Genomic DNA, 26,534 nt, shown 5'->3' on the forward strand with positions numbered 1-26,534 from the left:
GTAGCAGCAGCCGCCGGCCCCCTGCCGCCTCCGCCCCGACCGGGTGGCCGGCGGCCGGGGCCGGCGTCGTCGCCCGGCCCCTCGGCCGCCGTCTCGGACCGTCAGCCGCGGGCGGCGCGGGACTCCACGGCCAGTGCCACGAGTTCACCCCACCAGGCGTCGCGGCCGCGGATCAGCAGGCGCTGGGCCTCCTCGGCGGGCATCGCCCTTACCTCGACGACCTGTTCGCCGTCGTCCGGGTTGGTCGGCAGCGAGTCCACCACCACCTCGGCCCAGCCCCACAGCCAGGCCTTCTCCGGGTGGGGCTGCCAGGGCCGGTAGGGCTCCGGGGCGTCGGTGACGGCGTGGTGGGCGCCGATCCAGACCGGCGGGGAGAGCAGCCGCGCCCCCGCCTCCTCGCGCAACTCCCGCACCAGGCACGACTCCACCGACTCGGCCGCCTCGCGGGTGCCGCCCGGCAGGAACCAGTGCCCGCGGGCGTCCCTGCAGAGCACCACCCCGCCTTCGGTGAAGCCCACCACATGGATGTTGGTGATCAGTTCGTCCGGGGGGAGCTCGGTGGAGAACTGCGCGTCGATACCGCCCCACGCCCACCGCTGCGGGGCGTGCAGGTGCGGGAACCGGGCCGCCAGGGCCGCGAGTTCCCCTGCTCTGTCCGTGGTGTCCGTCATTGATCGATACTAGTCCGCCGACCGCCCCGCCGATGCCCGTTCGGTGACGCGTCGACCGGAAGGGACGGCCGCGGCGGCCGCGGCGCCGGGCATGCGAAGGCCCGCCGGACGCCCGCGCCGGGTGGCGGGGGCGAACGGCGGGCCGGAGCGGGGCCCGGTGGGCCTTACTCGACGATGCCGGACTTGGCGATGGTGATCTTGGCCGAGGTGCGGCCGCTGTCCGAGCCCTTGGACTCGATGAGCTTGACGATGTCCAGGCCCTCGACGACCTCGCCGAAGACGACGTGCTTGCCGTCCAGCCAGCTGGTGACGACGGTGGTGATGAAGAACTGCGAGCCGTTGGTGTTGCGGCCGGCGTTCGCCATCGAGAGCAGGCCCGGGCGGTCGTGCTTCAGCTTGAAGTTCTCGTCCGCGAACTTCTCGCCGTAGATGCTCTTGCCACCGGTGCCGTTGTGGTTGGTGAAGTCACCGCCCTGCAGCATGAAGTTCGGGATGACGCGGTGGAAGCCGGAGCCCTCGTAGCCGAAGCCGTTCTGGCCGGTGGCGAGCTCGCGGAAGTTCTGAGCGGTCTTGGGGACGACATCGTCGTACAGCTTGAAGACGATGCGACCGGCCGGCTCATCGTTGATCGTGATGTCGAAGAAAACGTTCGAAGCCATGGGGGAATCATGGCACGGACCGGGGCCGGAGGCCGACAGCACCCGGTGGCGGAGCCCGCATCCGCCGGTCGGCGCCCCGTTCCGGCCCGTGCCCGGGCGTGTCACCAGGCGGCCTCCCGGTAGTCCTTGAGGAAGACGCCCGACATCGGCGTGCCGGCCTCGCCGCGGACGATCGGGTCGTAGATCCGGGCCGCGCCGTCGACGATGTCCAGCGGGGTGCGGAATCCCGCGGCCGCCTTGCGGGCCTTGACCGGGGCGGGCGTCTCGTCGGTGATCCAGCCGGTGTCGACGGCGCACAGGTGGACACCCTGCTTGGCGAGCTCCGCCGCACTGGTGCGGGTCAGCATGTTGAGCGCGGCCTTGGCCATGTTGGTGTGCGGATGGTCGGGCGTCTTGTTGCGGACGGCGAAGCGCCCCTCCACCGCGGTGACGTTGACGATGTAGCGGTTGCGGTGCGGCGAGGCGAGCAGCAGCGGCAGCAGCCGGTCGCAGAGCAGCGCCGGGGCCACCGCGTTGACCAGCTGGACCTCCAGTAGCTCCGCAGGGTCGAGCGAACCGAGCTTCGCGGACCAGGAGTTGTGCTCCGCGGTGTCCGGCAGCAGCCCGGCCTCGTCGGCCCGCTGCGCCGGGACGGACGCGAGCGGGCCCGGGCGGGAGGGGCCGCCGGCGGACTCCAGCTCGGCGGTGGGCCAGGCCGGGGCGAGCGCCGGCATCGGCCGGAAGCCCGGGGCGTGCAGCACACGGGCCCCCTCCGGGAGTGCGGCCTGCTCGCCGGCGCTGAGCAGTGCGTACGCCTCCGGCGGCCGCCGTATGGTCTGCGCGGCGTTGTTGACCAGGATGTCGAGCGGCCGGCCCTCGGCGTGGAGCCGCTCGCAGAGGCCGAGGACCTGGCGCGGGTCGCGCAGGTCGATGCCGACCACCCGGAGCCGGTCCCACCAGTCGGCGCTGTCGGCGGCGGCGCGGAACCGGCGCAGGGTGTCGCCGGGGAACCGGCTGGTCACGGTGAGGTCGGCGCCGTCGCGCAGCATCATCAGTGCCAGCTGGAAGCCGATCTTCACCCGGCCGCCGGTGAGCAGGACGCGGCGCCCGCGCAGGTCGGTGCTCAGGGCGCGGCGGGCGGTGTTGTCGGCGGCGCAGGCAGGGCAGAGCCGGTGGTAGAACGCATCCATTTGTCGATACGACGACTTGCACACGTAGCAGTGGTGGGAGCGGGCCAGGTCGCCGATCGGCCCGGTGCGCTCCGGCAGGGCCAGCGGGGCGTCCTCGCGGCGGTCGGGGGCACCGGTGGCGGTGCGGGCGACCAAGGCGCTGTCGGCGAGCCGGGCGGCGTCCAGGGCGTGCTGGCGGCGCCGGCGGCGGCCCTCACGGATCATCTCGCTGGCGGCCTTCTCGGCCCGCACCCGGACGGGATGGTCCGCGGGGAGCCGGCGCAGCCGTGCCACGGTGTGCTCCCAGGCGGCGAGATCATCCTCGGAAAGCTCGGCGGTCAGCGTGGGCACGGCCCCTCCGTTCGGGCTCGGTCGGGCGGCCCGGCGGTGGTCGCGGGGCTCGCTGGAACACCGCCCGGGCCGCCGGCGCTCCGGCCGCCCCGGCGGTGCTCGGAGCCTAGCGAGCACCTCTGTCAGCCCGGAGTCGATTAACCGACGGCGACGGGCCGCGCACGGCGGTTCGGGCCCTGCGTCCTTCGCCCCGTCACCAGGTGGGCGCGGGGACCGTCATGATGCCGAGGGTGCCGCCGGGCGGGAAGAGCCCGGCCCGGACGACGGTGAGGAACAGCGGGCCGAGCAGGCCGAGCAGCCGCTCGGTGCGCTCGGCGCCGAGGGCCTCCCAGGGGGCGGCGGCGAGTTCGTCGGTGAGCCGTTCCACCTCGTTGCGGCCGGCCCGGCCGGTGTCGGTGGCGCGGCCCTCGGCGTCCACCCAGCCACGGGCGGCCAGCCGTTCGGCTGCGGCCGCCCACTCCTCGCCCGTCCAGCCGCGGCCGGCGAAGTCCGGCACGGCGACCGCCCCGGTGGCGGCGAGCGAGACCAGCGACTCGCACGGGTCCAGGCCGACCGCCTGCAGCGCGGTGAGGTGGCCGTCGCCGCGGTGCTCGCGGAGCACCGTGGCGGCCTGCCAGATCGCCAGGTGCGGCTCCTCGGGCCAGGGGAGCGCGGCGTTCGCGGCGGCCAGTGGGCGGCCCGCGGTGACGGCCGACTCGGCGGCGGCGCGGGCGAGTTCGGCGGCCTCGTCGAGGTCGGGCAGGCCGGCGCCCGCGAGCAGGCCGCGGTAGAAGGCGTCCACCCCGCGCAGCCGGGCCGACAGCACCTTCTCCGGTGCGGCCACCGACCAGGCGGCAGGCAGGTGCTCGGCCACCACGGCGGGGCTGAAGCTGTAGCAGACCGCGGTGGCGAGTTCGGCGCTCGCGGCACCGAACGGGGCGGTGCGCCAGGCGAAGTAGCTGGGCCAGCGGGTGGCGGTGTCGTACCCGAGGGCCTCGGCCTCGGCGAACGCCTCGGGGGCGTAGTAGAGGACGGCGTGCAGCGGTTCGAGGTGGTGCCAGGCACGGCGCGGCAGGGCGCGGTCGAGGGGCATGCGCGAGGGTCTCCCTGGGTCGTGGTGCGGCCGGTGATCGAAAACGCGGTCCATGATGCATCAGGAACATGAGGGTGCGTCAGATGTTCGACCGCGTGGAAACCCCGGCGGCCCCGGCGGGCCGTGGAGGCTCCGCCGGGGCCGCCGGGCCCGGGAGGGGGTGGGGTGGTGCGGCTCAGCCGCGGTACTGCGCGAAGATCTTGGAGAACTCGTAGGGGCTCTGGCTGATGTTGGTGCACTTGTAGAGCGCGCCGGTGCAGGCGTTGGCGTCGCGGCCCATCTCCCAGAAGGACAGCACGCCGAGGTGGTGCTGCTGGGCGAAGGCCACCAACTGCCGCGCGTCGTCCTGGTTGTAGATGCCGTGGTCGTCGTTCTCGCCGAGCATCGGGGTGACGCCGGTCATCGCCCACAGCTGGGCGTCGGACTTCCCGGGGTACAGGCCGGCGAGTTGGTCGCGGGTGGACTGGGCGGCCTGCACGGCATCGGTGCCGTAGTCGGTGGCGGGCCGGTTGTAGTCCATCGCCATGACGTTCACCAGGTCGACGGCCACTCCCGCGTCGCGGGCCGCGCGGACCACGGAGAGGCCCTCGGCGGTCAGGCCCTCGGGCAGCACCGGCAGGGTGAAGGAGACCTTCAGGCCGGGGTGCGCCTGCTGCAGCTTGGCGAGGGCGGCGCCGCGGCGGGCGTTGGCGGCGGTGTCGGGCACGGCCGCGCCCTCGATGTCGAAGTCGACGTACGTCAGGCCGTAGGCCTTGACCACGGCGTCGTACTCGGCGAACAGCGAGTCCACGGTCGAGCAGGCTTGGGCGAGCTCGGTGCCGGAGGCGCCGCCGAAGGAGACCTTGACGTCGCCGCCGGCCGCGCGGACCGCGTCGATCTGGTCCTTGCCCCAGCCGGTGCGCGGGTCGTAGGCGTTGAACCAGCTGGCCTTGCAGCCGACCGAGGTCACGAAGGCGAGGGTGAAGGACTTCAGGTTGCCGGCGCTCGCCATCGCGGTGAGCGACGGGGTCGGCCAGGCGCCCATGTCGACGTACGGCGCGACCGGGACGGCCACGGCGGGGCCGGTCGGGGTCGAGGTCGGCGTCGAGGTCGGGGTGGATGTCGGCGTGGCGGTGGGCGTGGGGGTGGGCGTCGGCGTGGTGGTGCCGGTCGGGGTCGGGGTCGGGGTGCCGCCGGGGCCGGAGAGGACGATGTCGTCGGCGAGGTAGGCCCCCAGGCCGTACCAGCCGTGCAGGTAGACGGTGACGCTGGTGGTGGCGGGGCCGGTCTTGAAGCTGGTGCTCAGCTGCTGCCAGCTGCTGCCGCCGGGCGTCCAGGTGGCCGGGTCGGTGACGCCGTTGCCGGTGGCGCCGAGGTACACGTACTGGCCCTGCACCCAGGCGGAGAGGCTGTAGGTGGTGTTGGGCTGGACGGAGACCGTCTGGGAGCACTGGGCGGTGTCGCTGTTGGAGGCGGCCCCGCGCAGCGCGTAGGTGCCGCTGTGGGCACCGGTGCTGACCACCGAGCCGGTGCCGGCGGAGCAGGTCCAGGGGCTCGCCGAGCCGCTCTCCAGGCCGGGGTTGGCGAGCAGGTTGGCGGCGGCCGCGTCGGCGCCGGAGGCGAGGACGGAGAGACCGCCCGCGGCGAGGGCGGCCGCGCAGACGGCGGCGGCGATGCGGCCCTTGCGGCGGGCGGCACGGCGGTGGAGCGCGCGTGGCATGGGGAGTGCCTTTCGGGACGTGGCCCGCCGCCCGCGCGGATCGTGGGGGAGCGCGGGGCGGGGGCCGGGGGTCGAGGGGCGGCGCCGCTCACAAAATGGACTAGACCATCTGGGTGCGTCAACCCTCCCGGCGGCCCCGGGGCAAGGCTTACGGTGCACTTAAGGTCCGCCGAAGCCACTGCGGCTGACGGTCCGTCGGGTGCCGGCTTGACCTTGAGTGCACTTCAACCGGCAGGCTTGCTCCCGCGACCGGATCACCACCGAACCACCACCGCAGGAGGAACAGATGCGTACCACCGTGCTCGGCACCGGCGGCCCCGAGGTCGGCGTGGTCGGCCTGGGCTGCATGGGCATGACCTGGGCGTACGACCCCAGCGGCCGGGACGACGAGACCTCCGTCGAGGTCGTCCGCGGCGCGCTGGACCTCGGCGTCACCCTGATCGACACCGCCGACATCTACGGCCCGTACGACAACGAGGAACTGGTCGGCCGGGCGCTGGCCGGCCCGTACCGGGAGCGCGCCGTGCTGGCCACCAAGGTCGGGCTGGTGCCCGGTACCGGCGGGGCGCGGGTCGGCAACGACGGACGCCCCGAGCACGTGCGGAAGTCCATCGACGACAGCCTGCGCCGGCTCGGCACCGACCACGTCGACCTCTACCAGCTGCACCGGGTCGACCCGCAGGTGCCGATCGAGGAGACCTGGGGCGCCCTCGCCGAGGCCGTCGCCGCCGGCAAGGCGCGGCGGATCGGCCTGTCCGAGGTGACGGTCGAGCAGATCCGGCGGGCGCAGGCCGTCCACCCGGTGGCCTCCGTGCAGTCCGAACTCTCGCTCTGGACCCGCGACGCCCTCGCCGAGGTGCTGCCCTACACCGAGGCCAACGGCATCGCCTTCCTGCCGTTCTCGCCGCTCGGCCGAGGCTTCCTGGCCGGCCGGTTCTCCTCCGCGGGCGACCTGCCGGCCGACGACTGGCGGGCCACCCTGCCGCGCTTCCAGGCGGAGGCCCTGGAGGCCAACCTGGCGCTGGTCACGAAGGTCCGCGAGATCGCCGGGCGGATCGGCGCCACGGCCGCCCAGGTGGCGCTCGCCTGGGTGCTCGCCCAGGGCCGGCTGGTGATCCCGATCCCCGGCACCAAGACGCCGAAGTACCTGGCGGACAACGCGGCTTCGGCCGACGTCCGGCTCTCCTCCGACGACCTCGCCGAACTGGACGCACTGCCCGCCCCGGTCGGCGACCGCTACTGAGAACCCGGCCCGAGGCACCTCAGGGGCGCTGGGGGCCCCGGCGCCCCCTGTGGTGTGCCCTTCAGGTCGTGCTGTCCATCACCCAGATCAGCTTGCGGCCGGTCTCGGAGGGGGCGGTGACCAGCGCCGCGTCCACCCGGTCCAGCCGGAAGCCGAGCTTGCGCGGCACGGCCGCGCTGGCGGTGTTCGCCTCGTCGCAGTGGATCTCCACCCGCTCGACGCCCGGCAGCGCCAGCGCGGCCTCGGCGAGCGCCCGCGCGCCCGCCGTGGCCAGGCCGCGGCCGACGTGCTGCTCGGAGACCCAGTAGCCGATCTCCAGCGCGCCCGGCCCGATCCGACCGTGCAGGCCGAACGCGCCGATCACCTCGCCCGGTTCGGCGTCCGGCGCGAGCACGTACATGAAGTCGGTGCCGGCGTCCCAGACCTCCTCGCCGGCCCGGGACATCTCGATGCTGTGCTCCATGCTCGGCGCGGTCTTCGCCCACGGCATCCACGGGCGCAGGTGGTCCAGATTCGCGCGGACGGCCTCGTTGAGCGCGGCCGCGTCCGCCACCCGGCGGCGCCGGAGCGTGGCGCCGACCGGGAGCGGCAGCAGCTCCGGCGGGCGGGCGTCGGACACCGGACGCGGGCCGGTGTCAGGAACGTCGGCAGTGTGGTTCATGACAGGGATTATCGGTGCAGGCCAGCAACGCCTTCAACGCCTTTCCCGGCGCGCCGGGTCCGGGTGGGCGCCGGTTCCCGGCCGACGCCCGCCACGGGCGTCACATCCGCACCATGACCTCCTCCAGCCCCTTGCGTCGCAGGTCCGGCACCCGCGCACCGTCCGCCGGATAGCCGACCGGGATCACGTACGCCGCCCGTTCCTCGGCCGGCCGCTCGCACACCTCGTTCAGGAAGCGCATCGGGCTCGGCGTGTGCGTCAGCGTCGCCAGCCCGGCCTGGTGCAGCGCCGCCAGGAGCAGCCCGACGGCGATCCCCACCGACTCCTTGGTGTAGTACGGCCGCGGCGTGTCCGGGCCCTTGTGCACCTCGAAGACCACGATCACCGCCGGCGCGTCCTCCAGGAACGGCTTGCACCAGTCGGTGCCCAGCGGGGCCAGCGCCGCCAGCCACTCCGGCGAGGCCCGGCGGGCGTAGAACTCCCGTTCCTCCGCCTCCGCGGCCTCCCGCAGCCGCCGCTTGCGCGCCGGATCGGTGACCACCACGAAGCGCCACGGCTGCACGTGCGCACCGCTCGGCGCCGTCGACGCGGTGCGCACCGCCCACTCCACCACCCCGTCCGGCAGCGGCCGGGCGGCGAAGTCCCGGACGGTGCGCCGCTGCGCCATCACGTCGTGGAACGACCTGCAGCGGGCCTCGGCCTGGTGGGCCGGCACCGCCATCGGGACCAGCGGAACGGTCGGGTGGACCGCCTCCGGTGCTGATGCATCGTCAACCATGCCCGCCAGCACAGCACACGGCGGGCCGGTGGTCCAGACCTCCCGTGCGGCCGCTGTCAGAGCTCGCGGACCCGGCCGCCCTCGACCACCAACCGCCGGTTCACCGTGACCGCCTCCAGCATCCGCCGGTCGTGCGTCACCAGCAGCAGCGTCCCCGTGTACGAGGCCAGCGCCGACTCCAACTGCTCGATCGCCGGCAGGTCCAGGTGGTTGGTCGGCTCGTCCAGCACCAGCAGGTTCACCCCGCGGGCCTGCAGCAGCGCCAGCGCCGCCCTGGTCCGCTCTCCGGGCGACAGCGTGCCCGCCGGGCGCAGCACGTGCACCGCCTTCAGCCCGAACTTGGCCAGCAGCGTGCGCACCTCCTCGTCGGTGAACTCCGGCACCGCCGCCGCGAACGCGGCCGACAGCGGCTCCTCGCCGAGGAACAGCCCGCGCGCCTGGTCGACCTCGCCGACCACCACGCCCGAACCCAGCACCGCACTGCCGCCGTCCAGGTCGAGCCGGCCCAGCAGGGCGGCCAGCAGCGTGGACTTGCCCGCGCCGTTCGCCCCGGTGATCGCCACCCGGTCCGCCCAGTCGATCTGCAGGTCGACCGGCCCGAAGGAGAAGTCCCCGCGCCGCGCGGTCGCCCCGCGCAGGGTGGCCACCACGGCGCCGGAGCGCGGCGCGGTGGCGATCTCCATCCGCAGCTCCCACTCCTTGCGCGGCTCCTCCACCACGTCCAGCCGCTCGATCATGCGCTGCGTCTGCCGGGCCTTCGACGCCTGCTTCTCCGTCGACTCCGCGCGGGTCGCCCGCGCCTTCTTGTCGTTGTCGCCGCCCTTGCGGCGGGCGTTGCGGACGCCGTGCTCCATCCAGTTGCGCTGCATCTGCGCACGGGCCTCCAGCGAGGCCTTGGTGTCCGCGTAGTCCTCGTACTGCTCACGGGCGTGCCGGCGGGCCACCGCCCGCTCCTCCAGGTACGCCTCGTAGCCGCCGCCGTACACGTTGACCTGCTGCTGGTGCAGGTCCAGCTCCAGGACCCGGGTCACCGTCCGGGCTAGGAACTCGCGGTCGTGGCTGATCAGCACGGTGCCCGCACGGAGCCCCTTGACGAAGGACTCCAGCCGCTCCAGGCCGTCCAGGTCGAGGTCGTTGGTCGGCTCGTCCAGCAGGAAGACGTCGTAGCGGGAGAGCAGCAGCGAGGCGAGGCCCGCCCGGGCCGCCTGGCCGCCGGAGAGCGCCGTCATCGGCAGGTCCAGCGAGACCTTCAGACCGAGCTGGTCGGCGACCTCCTCGGCGCGCTCCTCCAGGTCCGCGCCGCCCAGGTCCAGCCAGCGGTCCAGGGCCACCGCGTACTCGTCGTCCGCGCCGGGACGGCTCTCCACCAGGCCCTCGGTGGCCTCGTCCAGCGCCGCCTGCGCGGCCGCGACACCCGTCCGCCGGGCCAGGAAGTCCCGGACCGACTCGCCGGGGCGGCGCTCCGGCTCCTGCGGCAGGTGCCCGACGTTCGCGGTCGGCGGGCTCAACCGCAGCGCACCGCCCTCCGGGGTGTCCAGACCGGCCAGCAGGCGCAGCAGCGTCGACTTGCCGGCCCCGTTCACCCCGACCAGGCCGATCACGTCGCCGGGCGCGACGACCAGGTCGAGCCCGGCGAAGAGGGTGCGCTCGCCGTGGCCGGCAGCGAGGTCCTTGACTACGAGAGTGGCGCTCATGATGCGCCGATTCTAGGCCGAACGGGCCCCGGCCCCGGCCCGCCGCCGGAGCCGGGGCCCGCCGGGGTCAGGAGCTCTGCACCGGGCTGATCTCGAAGACCCCGCACACCCGCAGGTGGAACGGGACGAGCACCTGCTGGGTGCTGGCCGGCGGGTACACCCCGAGGTAGGTCGAGGTCGTCCGGCAGCTCGGGACGACACCCGGATCGTTGGTACGGATCGTCGCCGCCGCGGTGCCGGCCGGCGCGAGCACCACCGTGCTCACCGGAACACCGTTGCGGGAGGCCGGCGCACCGATCATGGCGTGGCCGGTCGTGAGCACGCTGACACCGGGGTAGCCGCGCAGCGCACAGGAGTGGGTGGAGGTGTTGGTGAACTCCACCGGGTAGAGGAAGGAACCCGCGGCGCCCTGCGGGCTGCCGACGGCCAGGTACAGGTCGCCGGCCTGGCAGGTCGGGGTCGCGGGTGCGGCCTGGACGCTCTGCGCGGCGGCGACCGCCCCGCCCGCGACGAGCAGGGCGGCGGCGGAACCGAGGGCCAGGGTGCGCTTGCCGAATCGAATCATGACGTCCCCCGTCCGGGACCGGGCAGGCACTACCTGCGGACCTGCCCACACCCCAGAAGACGCGATGGAGGACCGGACGGTTCTGGCCCACCCCACGCGCCCCTGGGGGATGCTCCCTCCGGTTTGCTCGCCCCTCGTAAATCCGTTGCCCCGCCGTGGGGCCGTCCGTACCGTGGTGGGCGTTCGCACGACAGCCCGCATGTCTGGAGTAGGCCCTTGCTCTTCTGAGGTCACGAGACACCGCTCGATGCTCCCGCCCGACCACGTGTCGGCGGTGGAGCGCGTGCGAGCGTGCGACCTCGGACGAGAGCCGGCCCCTTCGTGGTGACCGTGCCGCCTCCCTGTGCCGTCCTGCCGCTCCCGCGGTGTCTCCCGTGTTGCTCCCTCTCACGTCCGAAGCAACCGCAGGAGGCCATCCATGGCTCAACCCACCACCTCCGTCCTCTGCTCCGACCTCTCCTTCGAGTGGCCCGACGGCGCCACCGTCCTGGACGGGTTCCACCTCGCCGTCGGTCCCGGCCGTACCGGTCTGATCGGTCTCAACGGCGCCGGCAAGTCCACCCTGCTCCGGCTGATCGCCGGGGAGCTGACGCCGACCGCGGGCACCGTCCGGGTCGGCGGCGAGCTCGGCTACCTGCCGCAGGGCCTCACCCTGCGGCAGGACGAGCGGGTCGACGAGGCGCTCGGCATCCGGGCGGCCCGAGAGGCCCTGCACGCCATCGAGTCCGGTGACACCGACGAGCGGCACTTCGCCGCGGTCGGCGACGACTGGGACGTCGAGGAGCGGGCCCGGGAGACCCTGGGCCGGCTCGGCCTCGGCCGGCTCGGCCTCGGCCGGCTCGACCTGGACCGCACCACCGGCGAACTCTCCGGCGGCGAGGGCGTGCTGCTGCACCTCGCGGCGCTGCTGCTGCGCCGTCCGGACGTCCTGCTGCTGGACGAGCCCACCAACAACCTCGACCGGTCCGCCCGCGCGCGGCTGTACGAGGCGGTGGCCGCCTGGCGCGGCGTGATGGTGATCGTCAGCCACGACCGCGAACTGCTGCAGCACGTCGACCAGATCGCCGACCTCAGGGACGGCTCGGTGACCTGGTACGGAGGCAACTTCGCGGACTACGAGCGGACGCTGGCCGCCGAGCAGGAGACCGCCGAGCGGCTGGTGCGCAATGCCGCGGCCGACGTGCAGCGGCAGAAGCGCGACCTGATCGAGGCCCGCGCCCGGCTGGAGCGCAGCGCCGCGTACGGGAAGGCGAAGTCCGTCCAGCGCAACGACCCGAAGATCCTCGCCGGGGCGTTCAAGAACAAGGCCGAGGCGACCTCCGGGCGGGTGCGCGGCATGCACGCCGAGCGGCTCGCCGATGCGAAGGAGCGGCTGACGGCGGCGGAGGAGGCCGTCCGTGACGACGCCGAGATCCGGATCGACCTGCCGCACACCGCCGTCCCGGCCGGACGGACGGTGCTCGTCCTCGACCGGGTGCGCCCGGCCCACGGGCCGGTCGCTGCCGCGCCGATCGACCTGGAGCTGCGCGGCCCGGAGCGGGTGGCCCTGGTCGGCCGCAACGGCTCGGGCAAGACCACGCTGCTGCGCACCGTCGCGGGCGAACTCGCCCCGGCGGTGGGGGAGGTGGGCACGCCGGTGCCGATGCGGTACCTCCCGCAGCGGCTCGACCTGCTGGACGGCGGGCTGAGCGTGGTCGAGAACGTGCGGCGGTTCGCCCCCTCGGCGGGGAACAACGCGGTCCGGGCGCGGTTGGCCCGGTTCCTGTTCCGCGGTGAGCGGGCCGACCGGCCCGCCGCCACGCTCTCCGGCGGGGAGCGGTTCCGGGCGACGCTGGCCGCGCTGCTGCTCTCCGAGCCGCCGCCGCAGCTGCTGTTGCTGGACGAGCCGACCAACAACCTGGACCTGGCGAGCGTCCGCCAGCTCACCCAGGCGCTGGCCGGCTACCGGGGCGCGCTGGTGGTGGTCAGCCACGACCTGCCGTTCCTGCGGTCGATCGGCATCACCCGCTGGCTGGAGCTGGACGGCGGCAGCCTGCGCACGGTCGATCCGCTGTAGGCCGTCCCGGCCCGGACACGGCGCCGGGGAGGGCCGACCCCCTGCGGTCGTCCCTCCCCGGCGGGCTCTCGGGGCGGCCGGCGGTGTCGCCGGCCGGCCTCCGCGGCGGTCAGCCCTCGGCGGCCGCCCCGGGCACGGCCTCGGTCGTCGGGGCCGCCGCCCGGTCCGTCGCGGTGGCGGACCCGTCCGTCGCGGTGGCGGACCGGCCGCCGCCGACGAGCTTGGTGCCGAGCCGGTCGAGGCCGACCACGACGACCGCCAGCACGACGAACTCGACGGTCAGCTGGCCGATCTGGCCGGCCACCCAGCCGTAGCCGTCGGTGGTGGGGTCGAGGAAGAAGTAGGGGTACTTCAGCGGGAAGGACGGGAAGAGGATCGCCCGTGCCTCGGTGACCAGCGCGTAGCCGAGCGGGAAGGCCAGCCAGAGCGGGACGTCCTTCCAGCGGGAGGCGTTGCGGGGCTTCAGGAGCAGCCAGTCGGCGACGACCATCAGCGGCGTCGTGTAGTGCAGGAAGAAGCTGGACCAGTGCTGCAGCCGGTCGGGGCCGGAGACCAGGCCGGGCAGCGGGCTCTCGCCGTGCTGGAGCAGGATGTGTGAGACCAGGCCGGTGATCACGATGTACAGGGTGGCGGCGCCGCGCAGCCGGGGGGCGGGCGCGTCGACCGTGTTGCGCTTGGTCATCCAGTACACGGCGGAGATGAAGTAGCCGAGCACGATGACGTTGCTCTCGAGGGTGAAGTACACCAGCGAGCTGTTGCTGAGGACCAGCCCCGAGCCGGCCGAGAGCACGATGGCCAGCCGCCACCAGAGGGCGGGCTTGGTCCGGACTGTCATGGGTTCACCAGTTCTCGTCGGAGTGCGGACGCGGCCCGCCGTGGGACGGATGGGTCGAAAGGCGGACCGGTCGCCGCACTCTACCCGCCGGTAGGGAAGCTGTGGAAGCCGCCTGCCGGTGCCCCTGGCCGGCACGGAAGCGCAGCGAGCGGGCTCCCCCGGGGGGAGCGGGCCCGTCGTTCGGTTGCGGATCAGGCGGCGGTGCAGACCGTCCCGTTGAGGGTGAACGAGGCGGGTGCCGGGTTGCTCGTGCTCCAACTGCCGCTGAAGCCGAAGCCGTAGGAAGCGCCCGGGGCGAGGACGGTGGCCCAGGACGGGTTGGCCGCGGTCACGGCGGCGCCGGACTGCGCGAACACGGCGCTCCGCCCCTGGGTCACCTGCTGGCCGGCCCCGAACTGCCAGCCGACCTGCCACGGGCCGATCGCCGAGATGCCCGTGCTGGTCACGGTGACGTTGGCGGTGAAGCCGCCCGTCCACTGGTTGGCGATCCGGTACGCCACGGCGCAGCCGCCCGGAACGGGCGAGGGACTGGGCGGCGTGCTCGGCGAGGCGGAGCCGGAGGGCGAGGCGGACGGCGAGGCGGACGGCGAGGCGGACGGCGAGGTGGAGGTGCTCGGTGAGGTGGAGGTGCTCGGGCCGGCGGTCGACCCGCCGAACGCGGCCGCCACCGCGGAGTACGCCGGCTTGGCCTGCGGGTTCTCGTCGTACAGGGTGGCCGCGCCGTAGCCGGAGAAGACGCCGGGCACCCAGGAGTCGGCGTCGCCCGGGCCCCAGACGGTCACGCCGACGCAGCGGGTGACGGCCCGGCAGGCGGCGACCACCTTGCGGCAGTCCTCGGCCTGGGTGGCCAGGGTGGTGGCGTCGGACGGCGTCTGCATCCGGACGTCCAGCTCGGTGATCGCGACGTCCACGCCCAGGTCGGCGAAGCCGCTGCAGGTTGGCCTTGAGGCCGGAGGGCACCTGGCCGAGCACCAGGTGCGCCTGGAAGCCCACGCCGTCGATGGAAAAGCCCTGCTGCTTCAGTGACTTGACGAGGTTGTAGAGCGCGGTGGTCTTCGCGTCGACGCCCTCGACGCCGTAGTCGTTGATGTGACTCGGTTCGACGGCGTCCCACTTCATCGCGTTCTCGGCCGTGACGGAGTTGAACTGCCCCGAGACGAGCGAGTGGTAGGCGGTGGAGCCGGTGAGGCGGTGGTCCGCGACGGCGACGCCGATCTGGCGGCCGTCCGCCGACGCGAGGGTGCGCAGCGGGGTGTCGGCGCCGTGGGTGCTGAGCGAGGACAACGGGAGGAGCACGGCGGTGGGCAGGGCGGCCAGGATCGCGACCAGGCTGCTGCGGCGCGGAGTGGAGGCCGCAGGGGGCGTCCCTTCTGCGTGAAGTGTGTACCCGGGGTACTGCGGCACGCAGCGTCCCGGAGGGGTCGGTGGTGCCTCCGAGGGCCGGTGCCGACGCCACGGCTGGGGCGCGGGCACGTCCGCGGGTCCGGTGCGGTTGCGCCGGACCCGTGGGGTGGCTGCCGGGGCCCGGGGCCTGACTCCCGGGCCGGCGGGTCAGAAGGTCAGCCGGGTGGACTCGTGGGTGCGGGTCTCGATGCCGGCGGCGGCCTTGTCGATGAGCTGGTGCGCGAGGTTGGAGCAGGCCCGCGCCGCGGCGAGTTCCTCGCCGATCGTGGAGTCGGGGGAGTCGTCGGGGTTGCGGCGGGCGATGCCGATGCCGCGCACGCCGGGCGCGCTGAACCCGCTGAGCGAGGCGGTGCAGCTCGTCCGGCTCTCGTCCTCCTCGAAGTTCAGGTCGACGATCCAGTGGTTGTGCATGCGGATCACCTTCTCGGACGGCAGTCGTCAGCCCCAGAATCCGCCCGCCGGGCGAGCCGTGCAAGCGTGGCGGCGGCGCAGCCGGGCGGGTGCGGGTGGACCCTTGTTACCGGCGGGTCACATGTCTATCATCGCGACTGTGACAGCTGAACTGTCAAACAAGGGAGAGCGGCCGTGACCGAACCCGCCGTCCCCGCCGCCCACGGCCCGCTGGCCGGCGTGCGCGTGGTCGAGCTGGCCGGCCTCGGGCCCGGCCCGTTCGCCGCCATGCTGCTCGCCGACCTCGGCGCCGACGTGGTGCGCGTCGACCGCCCCGGCCCGCCGCCGCTCGGCCCCGCGCCCGCCCTCGACCTCACCAACCGCAACAAGCGCTCCGTCCTGGTCGACCTGAAGGCACCGGACGGCCCCGCCGCCGTCCTCGACCTCGTCGCCCGCGCCGACCTGCTGATCGAGGGCTACCGTCCCGGCGTCGCCGAACGCCTCGGCATCGGCCCCGCCGACTGCCTCGCCCGCAACCCCGCCCTGGTCTACGGCCGGATGACCGGCTGGGGACAGGACGGCCCGCTTGCCGACCGGGCCGGGCACGACATCGGCTACCTCGCCACCGCCGGCGTGCTCGGCCTGGTCGCCGGCGAACCCGGCGGGCCGCCCGGCGTCCCCGCCAACCTGCTCGGCGACTACGCCGGCGGCTCGCTCTACCTCGCCGTCGGCCTGCTCGCCGCCCTGCACCACGCCCGCGCCACCGGCGCCGGCCAGGTCGTGGACGCCGCCATCGTCGACGGCTCCGCCCACCTCACCAGCATGCTCTGGGGCCTCAAGGCGGCCGGCCACTGGCACGACACCCGCGGCGCCAACCTGCTCGACGGCGGCGCCCCCTACTACGCGCTCTACCGCACCGCCGACGGCGGACACATGGCCGTCGGCGCACTGGAGCCGCAGTTCTACGCCGAGTTCGCCCGGCTGCTCGGCCTCGGCGCGGACGCCCCCTGTCAGCACGACCTCGCCCGCTGGCCCGAACTGCGCACCCTGATCGCCGACCGCTTCGCCACCCGCACCCGGGCCGACTGGACGGCCGTCTTCGAGGGGACCGACGCCTGCACCGCTCCCGTCCTCACCCTCGACGAGGCCGCCGACCATCCCCAGCTCAAGGCGCGCGGCAGCTACACCGAGCAGGACGGCCTCGTCCAGCCGGCTCCGGCGCCGCGGTTCTCCGCCACCCCCGGCGCGCTGCGCCGGCCGCCCGCCCTGCCCGGCGCGCACACCGCGGAGGTCGCCCGGGACTGGGGCGTCCCGGCCCTCGCCGGCCGCCCGAGCGCGCAGCCGCAGCAGGCGCCGCAGGTCCGCACCGACCGTCCACACCACTGAGGAGCAGCAAGGTGCAGCGCGAGATCTACACCGAGGAGCACGAGGCCTTCCGGGAGACCGTCCGGGCGTTCCTCGCCAAGGAGGTGCTGCCGCACCAGGAGCGCTGGGAGCAGGCCGGCATCGTCGACCGGGAGGCCTGGCTCGCCGCCGGCCGCCACGGCCTGCTCGGCCTCGCCGTCCCCGAGGAGTACGGCGGCGGCGGCACCCCCGACTTCCGCTTCCCGGCCGTCCTCGCCGAGGAGTTCACCCGGGCCGGGGTGAGCGGGCTGGCACTGGGCCTGCACAACGACATCATCGGCCCGTACCTGGCCTCGCTGGCCACCGCGGAGCAGAAGGGCCGCTGGCTGCCCGGCTTCTGCAGCGGCGAGATCGTCACCGCGATCGCGATGACCGAACCCGGTGCCGGCTCCGACCTGCAGGGCATCCGCACCACCGCCGCCGACGAGGGCGACCACTACGTCCTCAACGGCAGCAAGACGTTCATCTCCAACGGGATCATCTCCGACCTGGTGGTCGTGGTGGCCCGCACCACCCCCGAGGGCGGTGCGCACGGGCTGAGCCTGCTGGTCGTCGAGCGCGGCATGCCGGGCTTCCAGCGCGGCCGCAACCTCGACAAGATCGGCCAGAAGTCCCAGGACACCGCCGAGCTGTTCTTCGACGACGTCCGGGTGCCGAAGGCCAACCTGCTCGGCGAGGAGAACCGGGGCTTCGTCTACCTGATGCAGAACCTCGCGCAGGAGCGCCTCACCATCGCGGTCTCCGCGATCGCGGGCGCCGAGCACCTGCTGGAGCTCACCACCCGGTACGTCCAGCAGCGCACCGCCTTCGGCAAGCCGCTCGCCAAGCTGCAGCACGTCCGCTTCGAGATCGCCGAGCTCGCCACCGAGTGCGCCGTCACCCGGACGTTCGTCGACCGCTGCATCACCGAGCACAACCGCGGCACCCTCACCCCGGTCGACGCCTCGATGGCGAAGTGGTGGGCCACCGAACTGCAGAAGCGCACCGCCGACCGCTGCCTGCAACTGCACGGCGGCTACGGCTACATGACGGAGTACCCGGTTGCGAAGGCGTTCACCGACGGCCGGATCCAGACGATCTACGGCGGCACCACCGAGATCATGAAAGAGATCATCGGCCGCTCCCTCCTCGGCTGACCGCCCGGTCACCTACCCCCGAAAGGCAATCACCGTGACCACTGAAGCGTTCGTCTACGATGCGATCCGCACCCCGCGCGGGCGCGGCAAGGCCAACGGCTCCCTGCACGGCACCAAGCCGATCGACCTGGTGGTCGGCCTGATCCACGAGCTCCAGGCCCGCTTCCCGACCCTGGACCCGGCCGCGATCGACGACATCGTGCTGGGCGTCGTCAGCCCGATCGGCGACCAGGGCTCCGACATCGCCCGGATCGCCGCCATCGCGGCCGGCCTGCCCGACACCGTGGCCGGCGTCCAGGAGAACCGCTTCTGCGCCTCCGGCCTGGAGGCCGTCAACCTGGCCGCCGCGAAGGTCCGTTCGGGCTGGGAGGACCTCATCCTGGCCGGCGGCGTCGAGTCGATGTCCCGGGTCAAGATGGGCTCCGACGGGGGCGCCTGGGCGATGGACCCGATGACCGCGTACGAGACGAGTTTCGTCCCGCAGGGCATCGGCGCCGACCTGATCGCCACCGTCGAGGGCCTCAGCCGCACCGACGTGGACGCCTTCGCCGCCGAGTCGCAGGCCCGCGCCGCCAAGGCCCAGGCCGACGGCCACTTCGACCGCTCGGTGGTGCCCGTCCGCGACCGCAACGGCCTGGTCGTGCTCGACCGCGACGAGTTCATCCGCCCCGGCACCACCGTCGAGACGCTGGCCGCCCTCAAGCCCTCCTTCGCGGGGATCGGCGAGGCCGGTGGCTTCGACGCCGTCGCGCTGCAGAAGTACCACTGGGTGGAGAAGATCGACCACGTCCACCACGCCGGCAACTCCTCCGGCATCGTCGACGGCGCCGCCCTGGTCGCCATCGGCTCCCGCGAGGTCGGCGAGCGGTACGGGCTCACCCCGCGCGCCCGGATCGTCTCCGCCGCGGTCTCCGGATCCGAGCCCACCATCATGCTCACCGGCCCCGCCCCCGCCACCCGCAAGGCCCTCGCCAAGGCCGGACTCACCCCCGAGGACATCGACCTCGTCGAGATCAACGAGGCGTTCGCCGCCGTCGCCCTGCGCTTCATGCGCGAACTCGGCTTCGGCCACGAGAAGGTCAACGTCAACGGCGGCGCCATCGCCCTCGGCCACCCGCTCGGCGCCACCGGCGCCATGCTCATCGGCACCCTCGTGGACGAACTGGAGCGCCGCGACCTCCGCTACGGCCTGGCCACCCTCTGCGTGGGCGGCGGCATGGGCGTCGCCACCGTGATCGAGCGCATCTGACCACCCCACTCCCTGGAGAGACTTCCCCATGACTGCAGCATCCGCCATCCGCTGGGAGCAGGACCAGGACGGCGTGGTCACCCTCGTCCTCGACGACCCCGCCCAGTCCGTCAACACCATGAACGAGGCCTTCACCGAGGCACTCGACGAGACCGTCGCCCGGCTGAAGGCCGCCGACGACGTGCGCGGCGTCATCGTCACCTCCGCCAAGAAGACCTTCTTCGCCGGCGGCGACCTCTACCTGCTCTCCTCCGTCGGCCCCGACCAGGCCGAGGAGACCTTCGAGCACGGCATGCGGATCAAGCGCGCCCTGCGCGCCCTGGAGACCCTCGGCAAGCCGGTGGTCGCCGCGATCAACGGCGCCGCCCTCGGCGGCGGCCTGGAGATCGCCCTCGCCTGCCACCACCGCATCGCCCTGGACACCCCGGCCACCAAGATCGGCCTGCCCGAGGTCACCCTCGGCCTGCTGCCCGGCGGCGGCGGAGTCGTCCGCACCGTGCGGCTGCTCGGCATCACCGACGCCCTGCTCAAGGTCCTGCTGCAGGGGCAGCAGTACCGCCCGGCACAGGCCCTGCAGCACGGCCTCGTCGACGAACTCGCCGCCACCCCGGAGGAACTGCTCGCCAAGGCACGTGCCTTCGTCGACGCCCACCCGGAGTCCGTGCAGCGCTTCGACGTCAAGGGCTACCGGATCCCCGGCGGCACCCCGGCCAGCCCGGCGCTGGCCGCCAACCTGCCGGCCTTCCCGGCCAACCTGCGCAAGCAGCTGGCCGGCGCCCCCTACCCGGCGCCGCGCAACATCCTCGCCGCGGCGGTGGAGAGCACCCAGGTCGACGTCGACACCGCGATGGCGATCGAGGCCCGGTACTTCACCGAGCTGGTCACCGGGCAGACCGCCAAGAACATGATCCAGGCCTTCTTCTTCGACATGCAGGCCGTCAACTCCGGTGCCGGCCGTCCCAAGGGCGTCCCCGCCCGGAAGGTCGAGAAGGTCGCCGTGCTCGGTGCCGGCATGATGGGCGCCGGCATCGCGTACTCCTGCGCCAAGGCCGGCATCGAGGTGCTGCTCAAGGACGTCACCGTCGAGGCCGCCGAGCGAGGCAAGGCCTACTCCGCCGCGCTGCTCGACAAGGCGGTCGCCCGCGGCCGCAGCACCGAGGCCGAGCGGGCCGAGTTCCTCGCCCGGATCACCCCCACCGCCGAGGCCGCCGACCTGGCCGGCTGCGACGCCGTCATCGAGGCCGTCTTCGAGAACCCGGAGCTCAAGCACAAGGTCTTCCAGGAGGTCCAGGACGTCGTCGCCCCGGACGCCCTGCTCTGCTCCAATACCTCCACCCTGCCGATCGGCCTGCTCGCCGAAGGCGTCGACCGCACCGCCGACTTCATCGGCCTGCACTTCTTCTCGCCGGTCGACAAGATGCCGCTGGTCGAGATCATCCGCGGCCCGCAGACCGGCGACGAGGCGCTCGCCCGCGCCTTCGACCTCGTCCGGCAGATCCGCAAGACGCCGATCGTGGTCAACGACTCCCGCGGCTTCTTCACCTCCCGGGTGATCGGACAGTTCATCAACGAGGGCGTGGCGATGGTCGGCGAGGGCCTCGACCCCGTCTCCGTCGAGCAGGCCGCCGCCCAGGCCGGCTACCCGGCCAAGGTCCTCTCGCTGATGGACGAGCTCACCCTCACCCTGCCCCGGAAGATCCGCAACGAGTCCCGTCGGGCCGTCGAGGAGGCCGGCGGCAGCTGGCAGCCGCACCCCGCCGACACCGTCATCGACCGCATGGTCGACGAGTTCGGCCGCCCCGGCCGCAGCGGCGGCGCCGGCTTCTACGAGTACGAGGACGGGCAGCGCGCCCGGCTCTGGCCCGGCCTGCGCGAGCACTTCACGCAGCCCGGCAAGGAGATCCCGTTCGAGGACATGAAGGAGCGGATGCTCTTCGCCGAGGCCCTGGACTCCGTGCGCTGCCTGGAGGAGTCCGTCCTCACCTCGGTCGCCGACGCCAACATCGGCTCCATCCTCGGCATCGGCTTCCCCGCCTGGACGGGAGGCGTCCTCCAGTACATCAACGGCTACCCCGGCGGCCTCGCCGGATTCGCCGCCCGCGCCCGCGAGTTGGCCGCCGCCTACGGCGACCGCTTCACCCCGCCCGCCCTCCTGGACGAGATGGCCGCCGACGGCCGCACCTTCCGGGACTGACACCCGCGACACCCGCGCCGCCCCCGCCCACCCCGGGCGGGGGCGTGCGTAGGCTTCCTCCGTGAACGACTTCGTAGCCGGCCTGCGGATCAGACCCGGTGGTCCGGGCGACGCGGCGGCCGTCCTCGGGATGCTGGACGCGGCCGTGCGCTGGATGAACGAGCGCGGCAACACCGAGCAGTGGGGCACCGTCCCGTACTCGCAGCGGCCCGGCGGGCCGGACCGCGTCGAGCGGTACACCACCGAGAACGAGCCCCACATCGCCGAGTACGACGGCACACCGGTCGGCGCCCTGGTGCTCGACTCCGGGCCCAGCCCGCAGCTGCCGATCGCCCCGGCCGGCGAACCCGAGCGCTACGTCCGGCTGTTGGTCTCCGACCGCCGGCACGCCGGTCTCGGCATCGGCGCGGCGCTGCTCGCCCACGCCGCCGAGGAGACCCGGCGGGCCGGCGCCGCGCTGCTGCGGGTCGACTGCTGGGCGGGCGGCGGCGGTGCGCTGGTCGCCTTCTACGAGCGCAACGGCTTCACCCGCACCGACCGCTTCCTGGACGGCAGCTGGCCCGGGCAGGTCCTGGCCCGCCGGCTCGGCTGACCGATCGCCCCTGCGCCCGCGGGAGCCCGGCAGCCCGGGCGTCGGTGGGCACCGATAGCCTGGTCCGTAGTGATCATCCGGAGGAGGGGGACAGGATGGGCCGGCTGACCTGGCAGGAGACGACGGCGTACCGGGCGAGGCTCCGTGGCTGCCTGCTCGGCGGCGCGATCGGCGACGCCCTCGGCAACCCGATCGAGATGAAGTCCATGGTCACCGTCGAAGCCGAGCACGGACCGACCGGCATCACCGGACTCGTCCCGGACCGCGAGGGCGTGATCGGCCGGATCACCGACGACACCCAGATGACCCTCTTCTCCGCCGAGGGCTGGATGTACGGCTACCGCCGCATCCAGACCAAGGGCATCGGCGGCGCCGAGACCGCCCTCGTCAAGGACGCCTATCTGCGCTGGCTGGAGACCCAGCGGCACCCCGCCCCGCTGCCCCACGACGGCCTCCGGCACCGCATCGGCGACCTGCGCGAGCAGCAGTGGCTGTACGCCCGCCGCGCCCCCGGCCGCGCCTGCGAGTTCGGCCTCCAGGAGGACCACACCCCCGACGCGCACGCCCCGGTCGACGGCAGCCCGGGCCCGGTGAACCCGGACTCCAAGGGCTGCGGCTCCGTGATGCGCTCCGCCCCCTTCGGCTTCACCGGCCGCGGCATCACCGGCAGGGGCGACCTGCACGCCTTCGAACTCGCCGCCCGCTGCTCCCGGATCACCCACGGCCACCCGACCGCCCAGCTCGCCTCCGGCGCCTTCGCCGCCATGATCAGCAGGCTGGTCGACGGCGATGCGCTGCCGGACGCCGTCCGCAACGCCATGGAACTGCTCACCCGCTACCCCGGGCACCAGGAGACGCACGCCGCACTGCAGCGGGCCGTCGCCCTCGCCGAGGCCGGTCCGGCCACCCCGCGCGCGGTGGAGAGCCTCGGCGGCGGCTGGACGGCCGAGGAGGCGCTCGCCATCGGCGTGTACGCCGCCCTCGCCCACACCGAGTTCTGGAAGCACCGCACCCCGATCGAATCGGCCCTGCTGCTGTCGGTCAACCACTCCGGCGACAGCGACTCCACCGGCTCGATCTGCGGCAACCTGCTCGGCGCCCACCACGGCGACGCCATGCTGCCGCCGGACTGGCTCGGCCAGATCGAGGGCCGCGCGGCGATCGCCGTCGTCGCCGACGACTTCGCCGCGGTCGTCCACCCGGGCGAGAAGCGCCCCTGGGCGTACTCGGCCTGACGGGCGTACGGATGCAGCGCCCCCTGCCAGGTGCCGGATGTCCTTCGACGCCACGCGTCAGCGCTGACCCTCGGCGGGCCGGCTGATGCGGTAGACGACGCTCGGGCGGAGCGGGCTGCCTTCGGGGGCGTACGGGTCCTCGAAGTCCTCGGCCGGGTCGCGGACCATGCCGAGGCGCTGCATCACCGCCTGCGAGCGATGGTTGGCGGCGGTGGTGACGGCGAGGACCTCGGGCAGGCCGAGGGTGGCGAAGGCGAAGTCGAGGCAGGCCCGGCCGGCCTCGGTGGCGTAGCCGTGGCCCCAGGCGCCGCGGGCGAGCCGCCAGCCGACCTCGATCCCGGTGAAGGGCATGTCCTCGTCCACGTCGTCGAGTCCGGCGAAGCCGAGGAACTCGCCGGTGGCGGTGGACTCCAGTGCCCACCAGCCGTAGCCGCGCCGCTCCAGGTCGGCGCGGAAGGCGGCCACCCCGGCATCGCACTGCTCCCGGGTGAGCACCTCCCCGAGGTGCTCGCGCACCGCCGGGTCGGCGTTCATCGCCGCCCAGGGGGCCAGGTCGGAGTCCTGCCAGGGGCGCAGGATGAGGCGTGCGGTGTGCAGTTCGGTCATGGCCCGAGCCAACCCCGGGCGGCCCGCCGTGTCGACCGATTTCCCCCGGCCGGGCGCTACTCGGGGCTGCCGGTCAGTTCCTCGGCCAGCGAGCGCTGGAAGGCGGTGACGATCGCCTGCACCACCAGCGGCTGGATGCGGTCGGTGAGGCTCTTCATCCGGTCCAGGTCGGCCGGGGCCGGCCCGCTCTCCCGGTAGGGCTTCCACACCGTGTCGCGGAAGAGCCGGTGCAGGTCGTGCGCGGTGGCCTGGCTGTGCAGCCGGACGACGGCGCGGGCCGCCAGCAGGGTCTCCAGCGGGATCGGCACGTCCAGGATCCGCACGCCGAGCGGCAGCAGGCCGGGGTCGGTCTTGAAGACGTCGGGGTCCTCGGTGCGGTGCAGGGCGCCCATGGCGGCGAGCCGGTCCAGGTCGGCGTCGGAGGGGTCGCGGCCGATCCGCCGGGCGAGCTGCCCGCGGTCGGTCTCCTCGGCGGCCTCGGGCGTCCAGGAGGCGACCAGTGCCCGGTGGATGGCGAGGTCCAGCGAGCCGATGTCCTCGGGGAGTTGGGCGAGGTAGCGTTCGATCGCGGCCAGGGTGAGGCCCTGCCGCTGGAGTTCCTCGATGAGTTCCAGACGGCCGAGGTGCTCCGGCCCGTACAGGCCGACCCGGCGCGGGCCGAGTTCGGGCGGCGGCAGCAGGCCCTTCGCGGCGTAGAAGCGCAGCGTGCGGACGGTCACTCCGGCCCGGGCCGCCAGTTCGTCGACGGTGAGCTGCGGTGTGCCTGCTGACATCCGGTGCAACCTCTTCCGCCCGTTCGCCCCGCCGGGTGCGGCAGTCCTGCTGTGACAGCACCAGTGTGACAGCGCCGCGACCTGCCGGTCCACCGCGCCCGCGCGGCCGGTGGCGCAGACCGTCGGCGGCGTGGCCCGGGATTCGCGTTCGTCGGCCCCGACCACCGCGAGGAGCGCTCACTCCGGGAACGCTCCCGAGCCGCGGTCACCCGCCCGCCCCGCTGCGGCACCCGGCCGCATCGGACGACACGGCCTAGGCTGGCGGCCATGAGCCCTTCGATCGCCACCAACACCCGGGTGGAGCTGGCCGAGTTGCTGGACTTCGTCCGTCCGCGCCACCGGGCGCTGCTGCTCACCCGCCGCGCCGACGGCACCCCGCAGGCCTCCCCGCTGACCTGCGGGGTGGACGACAGCGGCCGGATCGTGATCTCCACCTACCCGGAACGGGCGAAGAGCCGCAACGCCCGGCGCGACTCCGCGGTCAGCGTGGTGGTGCTCTCCGACGAGTGGAACGGCCCCTGGGTGCAGGTGGACGGCGAGGCCGAGGTGCTGGACATGCCGGAGGCCCTGGAACCGCTGGTGGAGTACTACCGGAACATCGCCGGTGAGCACCCGGACTGGGACGAGTACCGCGAGGCGATGCGCCGGCAGGGCAAGTCGCTGATCCGGATCACCCCGCGCCGTTGGGGCCCGATCGCCACCGGCGGCTTTCCCGCCCGTCTGGTGCAGGACCGCTAGGACCTGCCCGCCGGGCGCCGTGGGACCGACGGGCCGGCGCCGGGAGACGCCCCCGGCGCCGGCCCGTTCGGGTCAGCGGACGTACCCCGTGGTCATGCCCGCGAGCGGCGGCGGGCCGCGATCAGCGCGACGGCGCCGAGGGCGACGGCCGTACCGCCGGCCGCGGCGATGCCGCCGAGCGGTGCGTCGGTGCCGGTCGACGCCAGCCGGTCGGTGCCGGTGGTCGTGTCGGTGGTGCGGGTGGTGACCGCGGTCGTTGCGGTGGTCGCGGAGACCGGGGTGACGGTGCTGCCGCTGCCGCCCTGCGCACCGGTGCCCTGGCCCGTGCCGGCCTGGGTGCCGGTGCCGGTGCCGCCCTGGCCGGCCGCGGCCTTGTCCTTGGCCTGCGCCCGGGCGAGGCCGGTGGTCAGGAAGGCCCTGAGCGCCTCGGGGGTGTTGGTCGCCAGGGCGGCGAGGCCCGCCTTCTTCACCTCGGGTCCGCCGGTCTCGACCAGCTGGGAGATCCTCAGCCGGTCGTCGGAGGCCCGGAGCGAAGGCAGGTCCGCGAGGAACTTCAGCACGTCGGCGTCGGTGCCGTCGACCGCCTTCTCGGCGGCCTCGTGCAGGATCCGGCCGATGCCCGGCTCGCCGAGGATCCGCACCACCTTGATCCGGTTGTCGTCGGCGACGATCTTCGGCAGCTCGACGGTGAGGAAGTGCTCGACCTCGGCGTCGGTGCCGTCCATCGCCTTCTCGGCGGCCTCGCGCAGGTACCGGCTGCTGTTCGGATCGGCCATCAGCCGGGACAGCCGGACCCGGTTGTCCTGAGCCCGCAGCTCGGGCAGCTCGACGGTGAGGAAGTGCTCGACCTCGGCGTCGGTACCGCCCATCACCTTCCGGGCGCCCTCGTGCACGCCGCGTCCGTTGGTCGGATCGGAGTAGATCTGGGCGACCCGGACCCGGTTGTCCTCCGCCCGCAGCTTGGGCAGGTCGACGGTGAGGAAGTGCCGGCGGTCCTGCGGGGTACCGGCGAGCGCCTTGGTGGCGGCCTCGCGGACACCGCGACCGGTCGTCGGCTCGGCCAGGATCCGCTGGATCTCGGCGCGGTCGGCGGCGTCCCGCTTGGCCGCGTCGTCGTCGGCCGGGTCGGTGGCCGGGGCAGTGTCCGGCTGGGACCGGCCGGTCGGCAGTTCCTCGGCCGACGCGGGTGCGGCGGCGAAGGCGACAGGTGCGGAGACCGCTGCCACGAGCGCGGCAGCGGCCAGCGAACGACGGATGTTCACGAATTCCCCCCGGAACGATGATCAGGCGCCACGCCGTCGCCGCGGATCTTCACACGGAACGGCGGATGTGATCGTACATCAATCATTTCGGATGCTGACGAACCTGATCCTCCGGCGCT

The 26,534-nt window shown here is 73.8% G+C and carries 24 protein-coding genes and 1 pseudogene; 9 read left to right on the top strand and 16 right to left on the bottom strand.

Translation table 11 applies throughout. The features are described from left to right. Positions 1-101: 101 nt before the first annotated feature. The 5 genes from KSNIM_RS28905 to KSNIM_RS28925 all read right to left on the bottom strand — a co-directional run bounded on the left by KSNIM_RS28905 (position 102) and on the right by KSNIM_RS28925 (position 5,600). Positions 102-671, bottom strand: coding sequence for an NUDIX hydrolase (locus KSNIM_RS28905; protein WP_263106061.1), 570 nt, complete (start codon positions 669-671; stop codon positions 102-104). Between the two features lie 164 nt (positions 672-835). Next, positions 836-1,330: a peptidylprolyl isomerase gene (locus tag KSNIM_RS28910; protein ID WP_263106062.1), complete on the bottom strand. Its 495-nt coding sequence runs from the start codon at positions 1,328-1,330 to the stop codon at positions 836-838. A gap of 101 nt (positions 1,331-1,431) precedes the next feature. After that, entirely contained in the window at positions 1,432-2,820 is a 1,389-nt protein-coding gene (locus KSNIM_RS28915) for an SDR family oxidoreductase (RefSeq protein WP_263108152.1), read from the bottom strand. Between the two features lie 202 nt (positions 2,821-3,022). Continuing rightward, on the bottom strand, positions 3,023-3,901 hold the full coding sequence (locus tag KSNIM_RS28920) for an SCO6745 family protein (protein WP_263106063.1): 879 nt from the start codon (positions 3,899-3,901) through the stop codon (positions 3,023-3,025). 175 nt (positions 3,902-4,076) lie between these two features. Then, entirely contained in the window at positions 4,077-5,600 is a 1,524-nt protein-coding gene (locus tag KSNIM_RS28925; RefSeq protein ID WP_263106064.1) for a carbohydrate binding domain-containing protein, read from the bottom strand. A gap of 286 nt (positions 5,601-5,886) precedes the next feature. Between KSNIM_RS28925 and KSNIM_RS28930 the strand changes: the two genes are divergently transcribed. Beyond that, the gene (locus tag KSNIM_RS28930; RefSeq protein WP_263106066.1) at positions 5,887-6,843 is read left to right on the top strand and encodes an aldo/keto reductase; all 957 of its coding nucleotides are present in this window, start codon (positions 5,887-5,889) and stop codon (positions 6,841-6,843) included. Positions 6,844-6,904: 61 nt separating this feature from the next. On the opposite strand, the gene KSNIM_RS28935 is transcribed toward KSNIM_RS28930, so the two are convergent. The 4 genes from KSNIM_RS28935 to KSNIM_RS28950 all read right to left on the bottom strand — a co-directional run bounded on the left by KSNIM_RS28935 (position 6,905) and on the right by KSNIM_RS28950 (position 10,541). Continuing rightward, positions 6,905-7,504: a GNAT family N-acetyltransferase gene (locus tag KSNIM_RS28935; protein WP_263106067.1), complete on the bottom strand. Its 600-nt coding sequence runs from the start codon at positions 7,502-7,504 to the stop codon at positions 6,905-6,907. A gap of 100 nt (positions 7,505-7,604) precedes the next feature. Then, the gene (locus KSNIM_RS28940) at positions 7,605-8,282 is read right to left on the bottom strand and encodes a nitroreductase family protein (RefSeq protein WP_263106068.1); all 678 of its coding nucleotides are present in this window, start codon (positions 8,280-8,282) and stop codon (positions 7,605-7,607) included. A gap of 56 nt (positions 8,283-8,338) precedes the next feature. Next, complete coding sequence (locus KSNIM_RS28945; protein ID WP_263106069.1) at positions 8,339-9,976, bottom strand: ABC-F family ATP-binding cassette domain-containing protein; 1,638 nt, start codon at positions 9,974-9,976, stop codon at positions 8,339-8,341. A gap of 67 nt (positions 9,977-10,043) precedes the next feature. Further along, the gene (locus tag KSNIM_RS28950; RefSeq protein ID WP_263106070.1) at positions 10,044-10,541 is read right to left on the bottom strand and encodes a DUF4232 domain-containing protein; all 498 of its coding nucleotides are present in this window, start codon (positions 10,539-10,541) and stop codon (positions 10,044-10,046) included. Positions 10,542-10,959: 418 nt separating this feature from the next. On the opposite strand from KSNIM_RS28950, the gene KSNIM_RS28955 reads away from it, so the two are divergent. Next, positions 10,960-12,597 carry an ABC-F family ATP-binding cassette domain-containing protein gene (locus tag KSNIM_RS28955; RefSeq protein ID WP_263106071.1) on the top strand — a complete coding sequence of 546 codons (1,638 nt, stop codon included), beginning with the start codon at positions 10,960-10,962 and terminating at the stop codon, positions 12,595-12,597. A 109-nt stretch (positions 12,598-12,706) separates the two neighbouring features. On the opposite strand, the gene KSNIM_RS28960 is transcribed toward KSNIM_RS28955, so the two are convergent. From KSNIM_RS28960 to KSNIM_RS28970, 4 genes and pseudogenes are all read right to left on the bottom strand, one after another. Further along, entirely contained in the window at positions 12,707-13,432 is a 726-nt protein-coding gene (locus KSNIM_RS28960) for a Pr6Pr family membrane protein (protein WP_263106072.1), read from the bottom strand. A 191-nt stretch (positions 13,433-13,623) separates the two neighbouring features. Beyond that, the gene (locus tag KSNIM_RS39175; RefSeq protein ID WP_317634068.1) at positions 13,624-14,343 is read right to left on the bottom strand and encodes a cellulose binding domain-containing protein; all 720 of its coding nucleotides are present in this window, start codon (positions 14,341-14,343) and stop codon (positions 13,624-13,626) included. Positions 14,344-14,410: 67 nt separating this feature from the next. Then, positions 14,411-14,905: pseudogene (locus KSNIM_RS39180) on the bottom strand (endo-1,4-beta-xylanase); the annotation flags it as partial. 78 nt (positions 14,906-14,983) lie between these two features. Continuing rightward, a complete protein-coding gene (locus tag KSNIM_RS28970; RefSeq protein ID WP_263106073.1) occupies positions 14,984-15,247 on the bottom strand; it encodes a DUF1876 domain-containing protein in 264 nt (87 codons plus the stop codon). A 174-nt stretch (positions 15,248-15,421) separates the two neighbouring features. On the opposite strand from KSNIM_RS28970, the gene KSNIM_RS28975 reads away from it, so the two are divergent. From KSNIM_RS28975 to KSNIM_RS29000, 6 genes are all read left to right on the top strand, one after another. Beyond that, positions 15,422-16,612 carry a CaiB/BaiF CoA transferase family protein gene (locus KSNIM_RS28975; RefSeq protein WP_263106074.1) on the top strand — a complete coding sequence of 397 codons (1,191 nt, stop codon included), beginning with the start codon at positions 15,422-15,424 and terminating at the stop codon, positions 16,610-16,612. Between the two features lie 11 nt (positions 16,613-16,623). After that, complete coding sequence (locus KSNIM_RS28980) at positions 16,624-17,766, top strand: acyl-CoA dehydrogenase family protein (RefSeq protein ID WP_263106075.1); 1,143 nt, start codon at positions 16,624-16,626, stop codon at positions 17,764-17,766. A gap of 34 nt (positions 17,767-17,800) precedes the next feature. Next, positions 17,801-19,015: an acetyl-CoA C-acetyltransferase gene (locus KSNIM_RS28985; protein WP_263106076.1), complete on the top strand. Its 1,215-nt coding sequence runs from the start codon at positions 17,801-17,803 to the stop codon at positions 19,013-19,015. A gap of 28 nt (positions 19,016-19,043) precedes the next feature. Continuing rightward, a complete protein-coding gene (locus KSNIM_RS28990; protein ID WP_263106077.1) occupies positions 19,044-21,209 on the top strand; it encodes a 3-hydroxyacyl-CoA dehydrogenase NAD-binding domain-containing protein in 2,166 nt (721 codons plus the stop codon). 130 nt (positions 21,210-21,339) lie between these two features. Next, positions 21,340-21,801 carry a GNAT family N-acetyltransferase gene (locus tag KSNIM_RS28995; RefSeq protein ID WP_263108153.1) on the top strand — a complete coding sequence of 154 codons (462 nt, stop codon included), beginning with the start codon at positions 21,340-21,342 and terminating at the stop codon, positions 21,799-21,801. 95 nt (positions 21,802-21,896) lie between these two features. Beyond that, the gene (locus KSNIM_RS29000) at positions 21,897-23,036 is read left to right on the top strand and encodes an ADP-ribosylglycohydrolase family protein (RefSeq protein WP_263106078.1); all 1,140 of its coding nucleotides are present in this window, start codon (positions 21,897-21,899) and stop codon (positions 23,034-23,036) included. A gap of 57 nt (positions 23,037-23,093) precedes the next feature. Here the strand turns inward: KSNIM_RS29000 and KSNIM_RS29005 are convergent, their stop codons facing one another. Further along, complete coding sequence (locus KSNIM_RS29005) at positions 23,094-23,642, bottom strand: GNAT family N-acetyltransferase (protein ID WP_263106079.1); 549 nt, start codon at positions 23,640-23,642, stop codon at positions 23,094-23,096. Between the two features lie 56 nt (positions 23,643-23,698). Continuing rightward, entirely contained in the window at positions 23,699-24,415 is a 717-nt protein-coding gene (locus KSNIM_RS29010) for a MerR family transcriptional regulator (protein ID WP_263106080.1), read from the bottom strand. Positions 24,416-24,682: 267 nt separating this feature from the next. Between KSNIM_RS29010 and KSNIM_RS29015 the strand changes: the two genes are divergently transcribed. Then, positions 24,683-25,153: a PPOX class F420-dependent oxidoreductase gene (locus KSNIM_RS29015; RefSeq protein ID WP_263106081.1), complete on the top strand. Its 471-nt coding sequence runs from the start codon at positions 24,683-24,685 to the stop codon at positions 25,151-25,153. Positions 25,154-25,245: 92 nt separating this feature from the next. Here KSNIM_RS29015 and KSNIM_RS29020 read toward each other — a convergent pair whose 3' ends face one another. After that, the gene (locus KSNIM_RS29020; RefSeq protein ID WP_263106082.1) at positions 25,246-26,415 is read right to left on the bottom strand and encodes an ALF repeat-containing protein; all 1,170 of its coding nucleotides are present in this window, start codon (positions 26,413-26,415) and stop codon (positions 25,246-25,248) included. Positions 26,416-26,534: the final 119 nt, after the last annotated feature.

The organism is Kitasatospora sp. DSM 101779, assembly GCF_025655475.1.
Lineage (GTDB): Bacteria > Actinomycetota > Actinomycetes > Streptomycetales > Streptomycetaceae > Kitasatospora.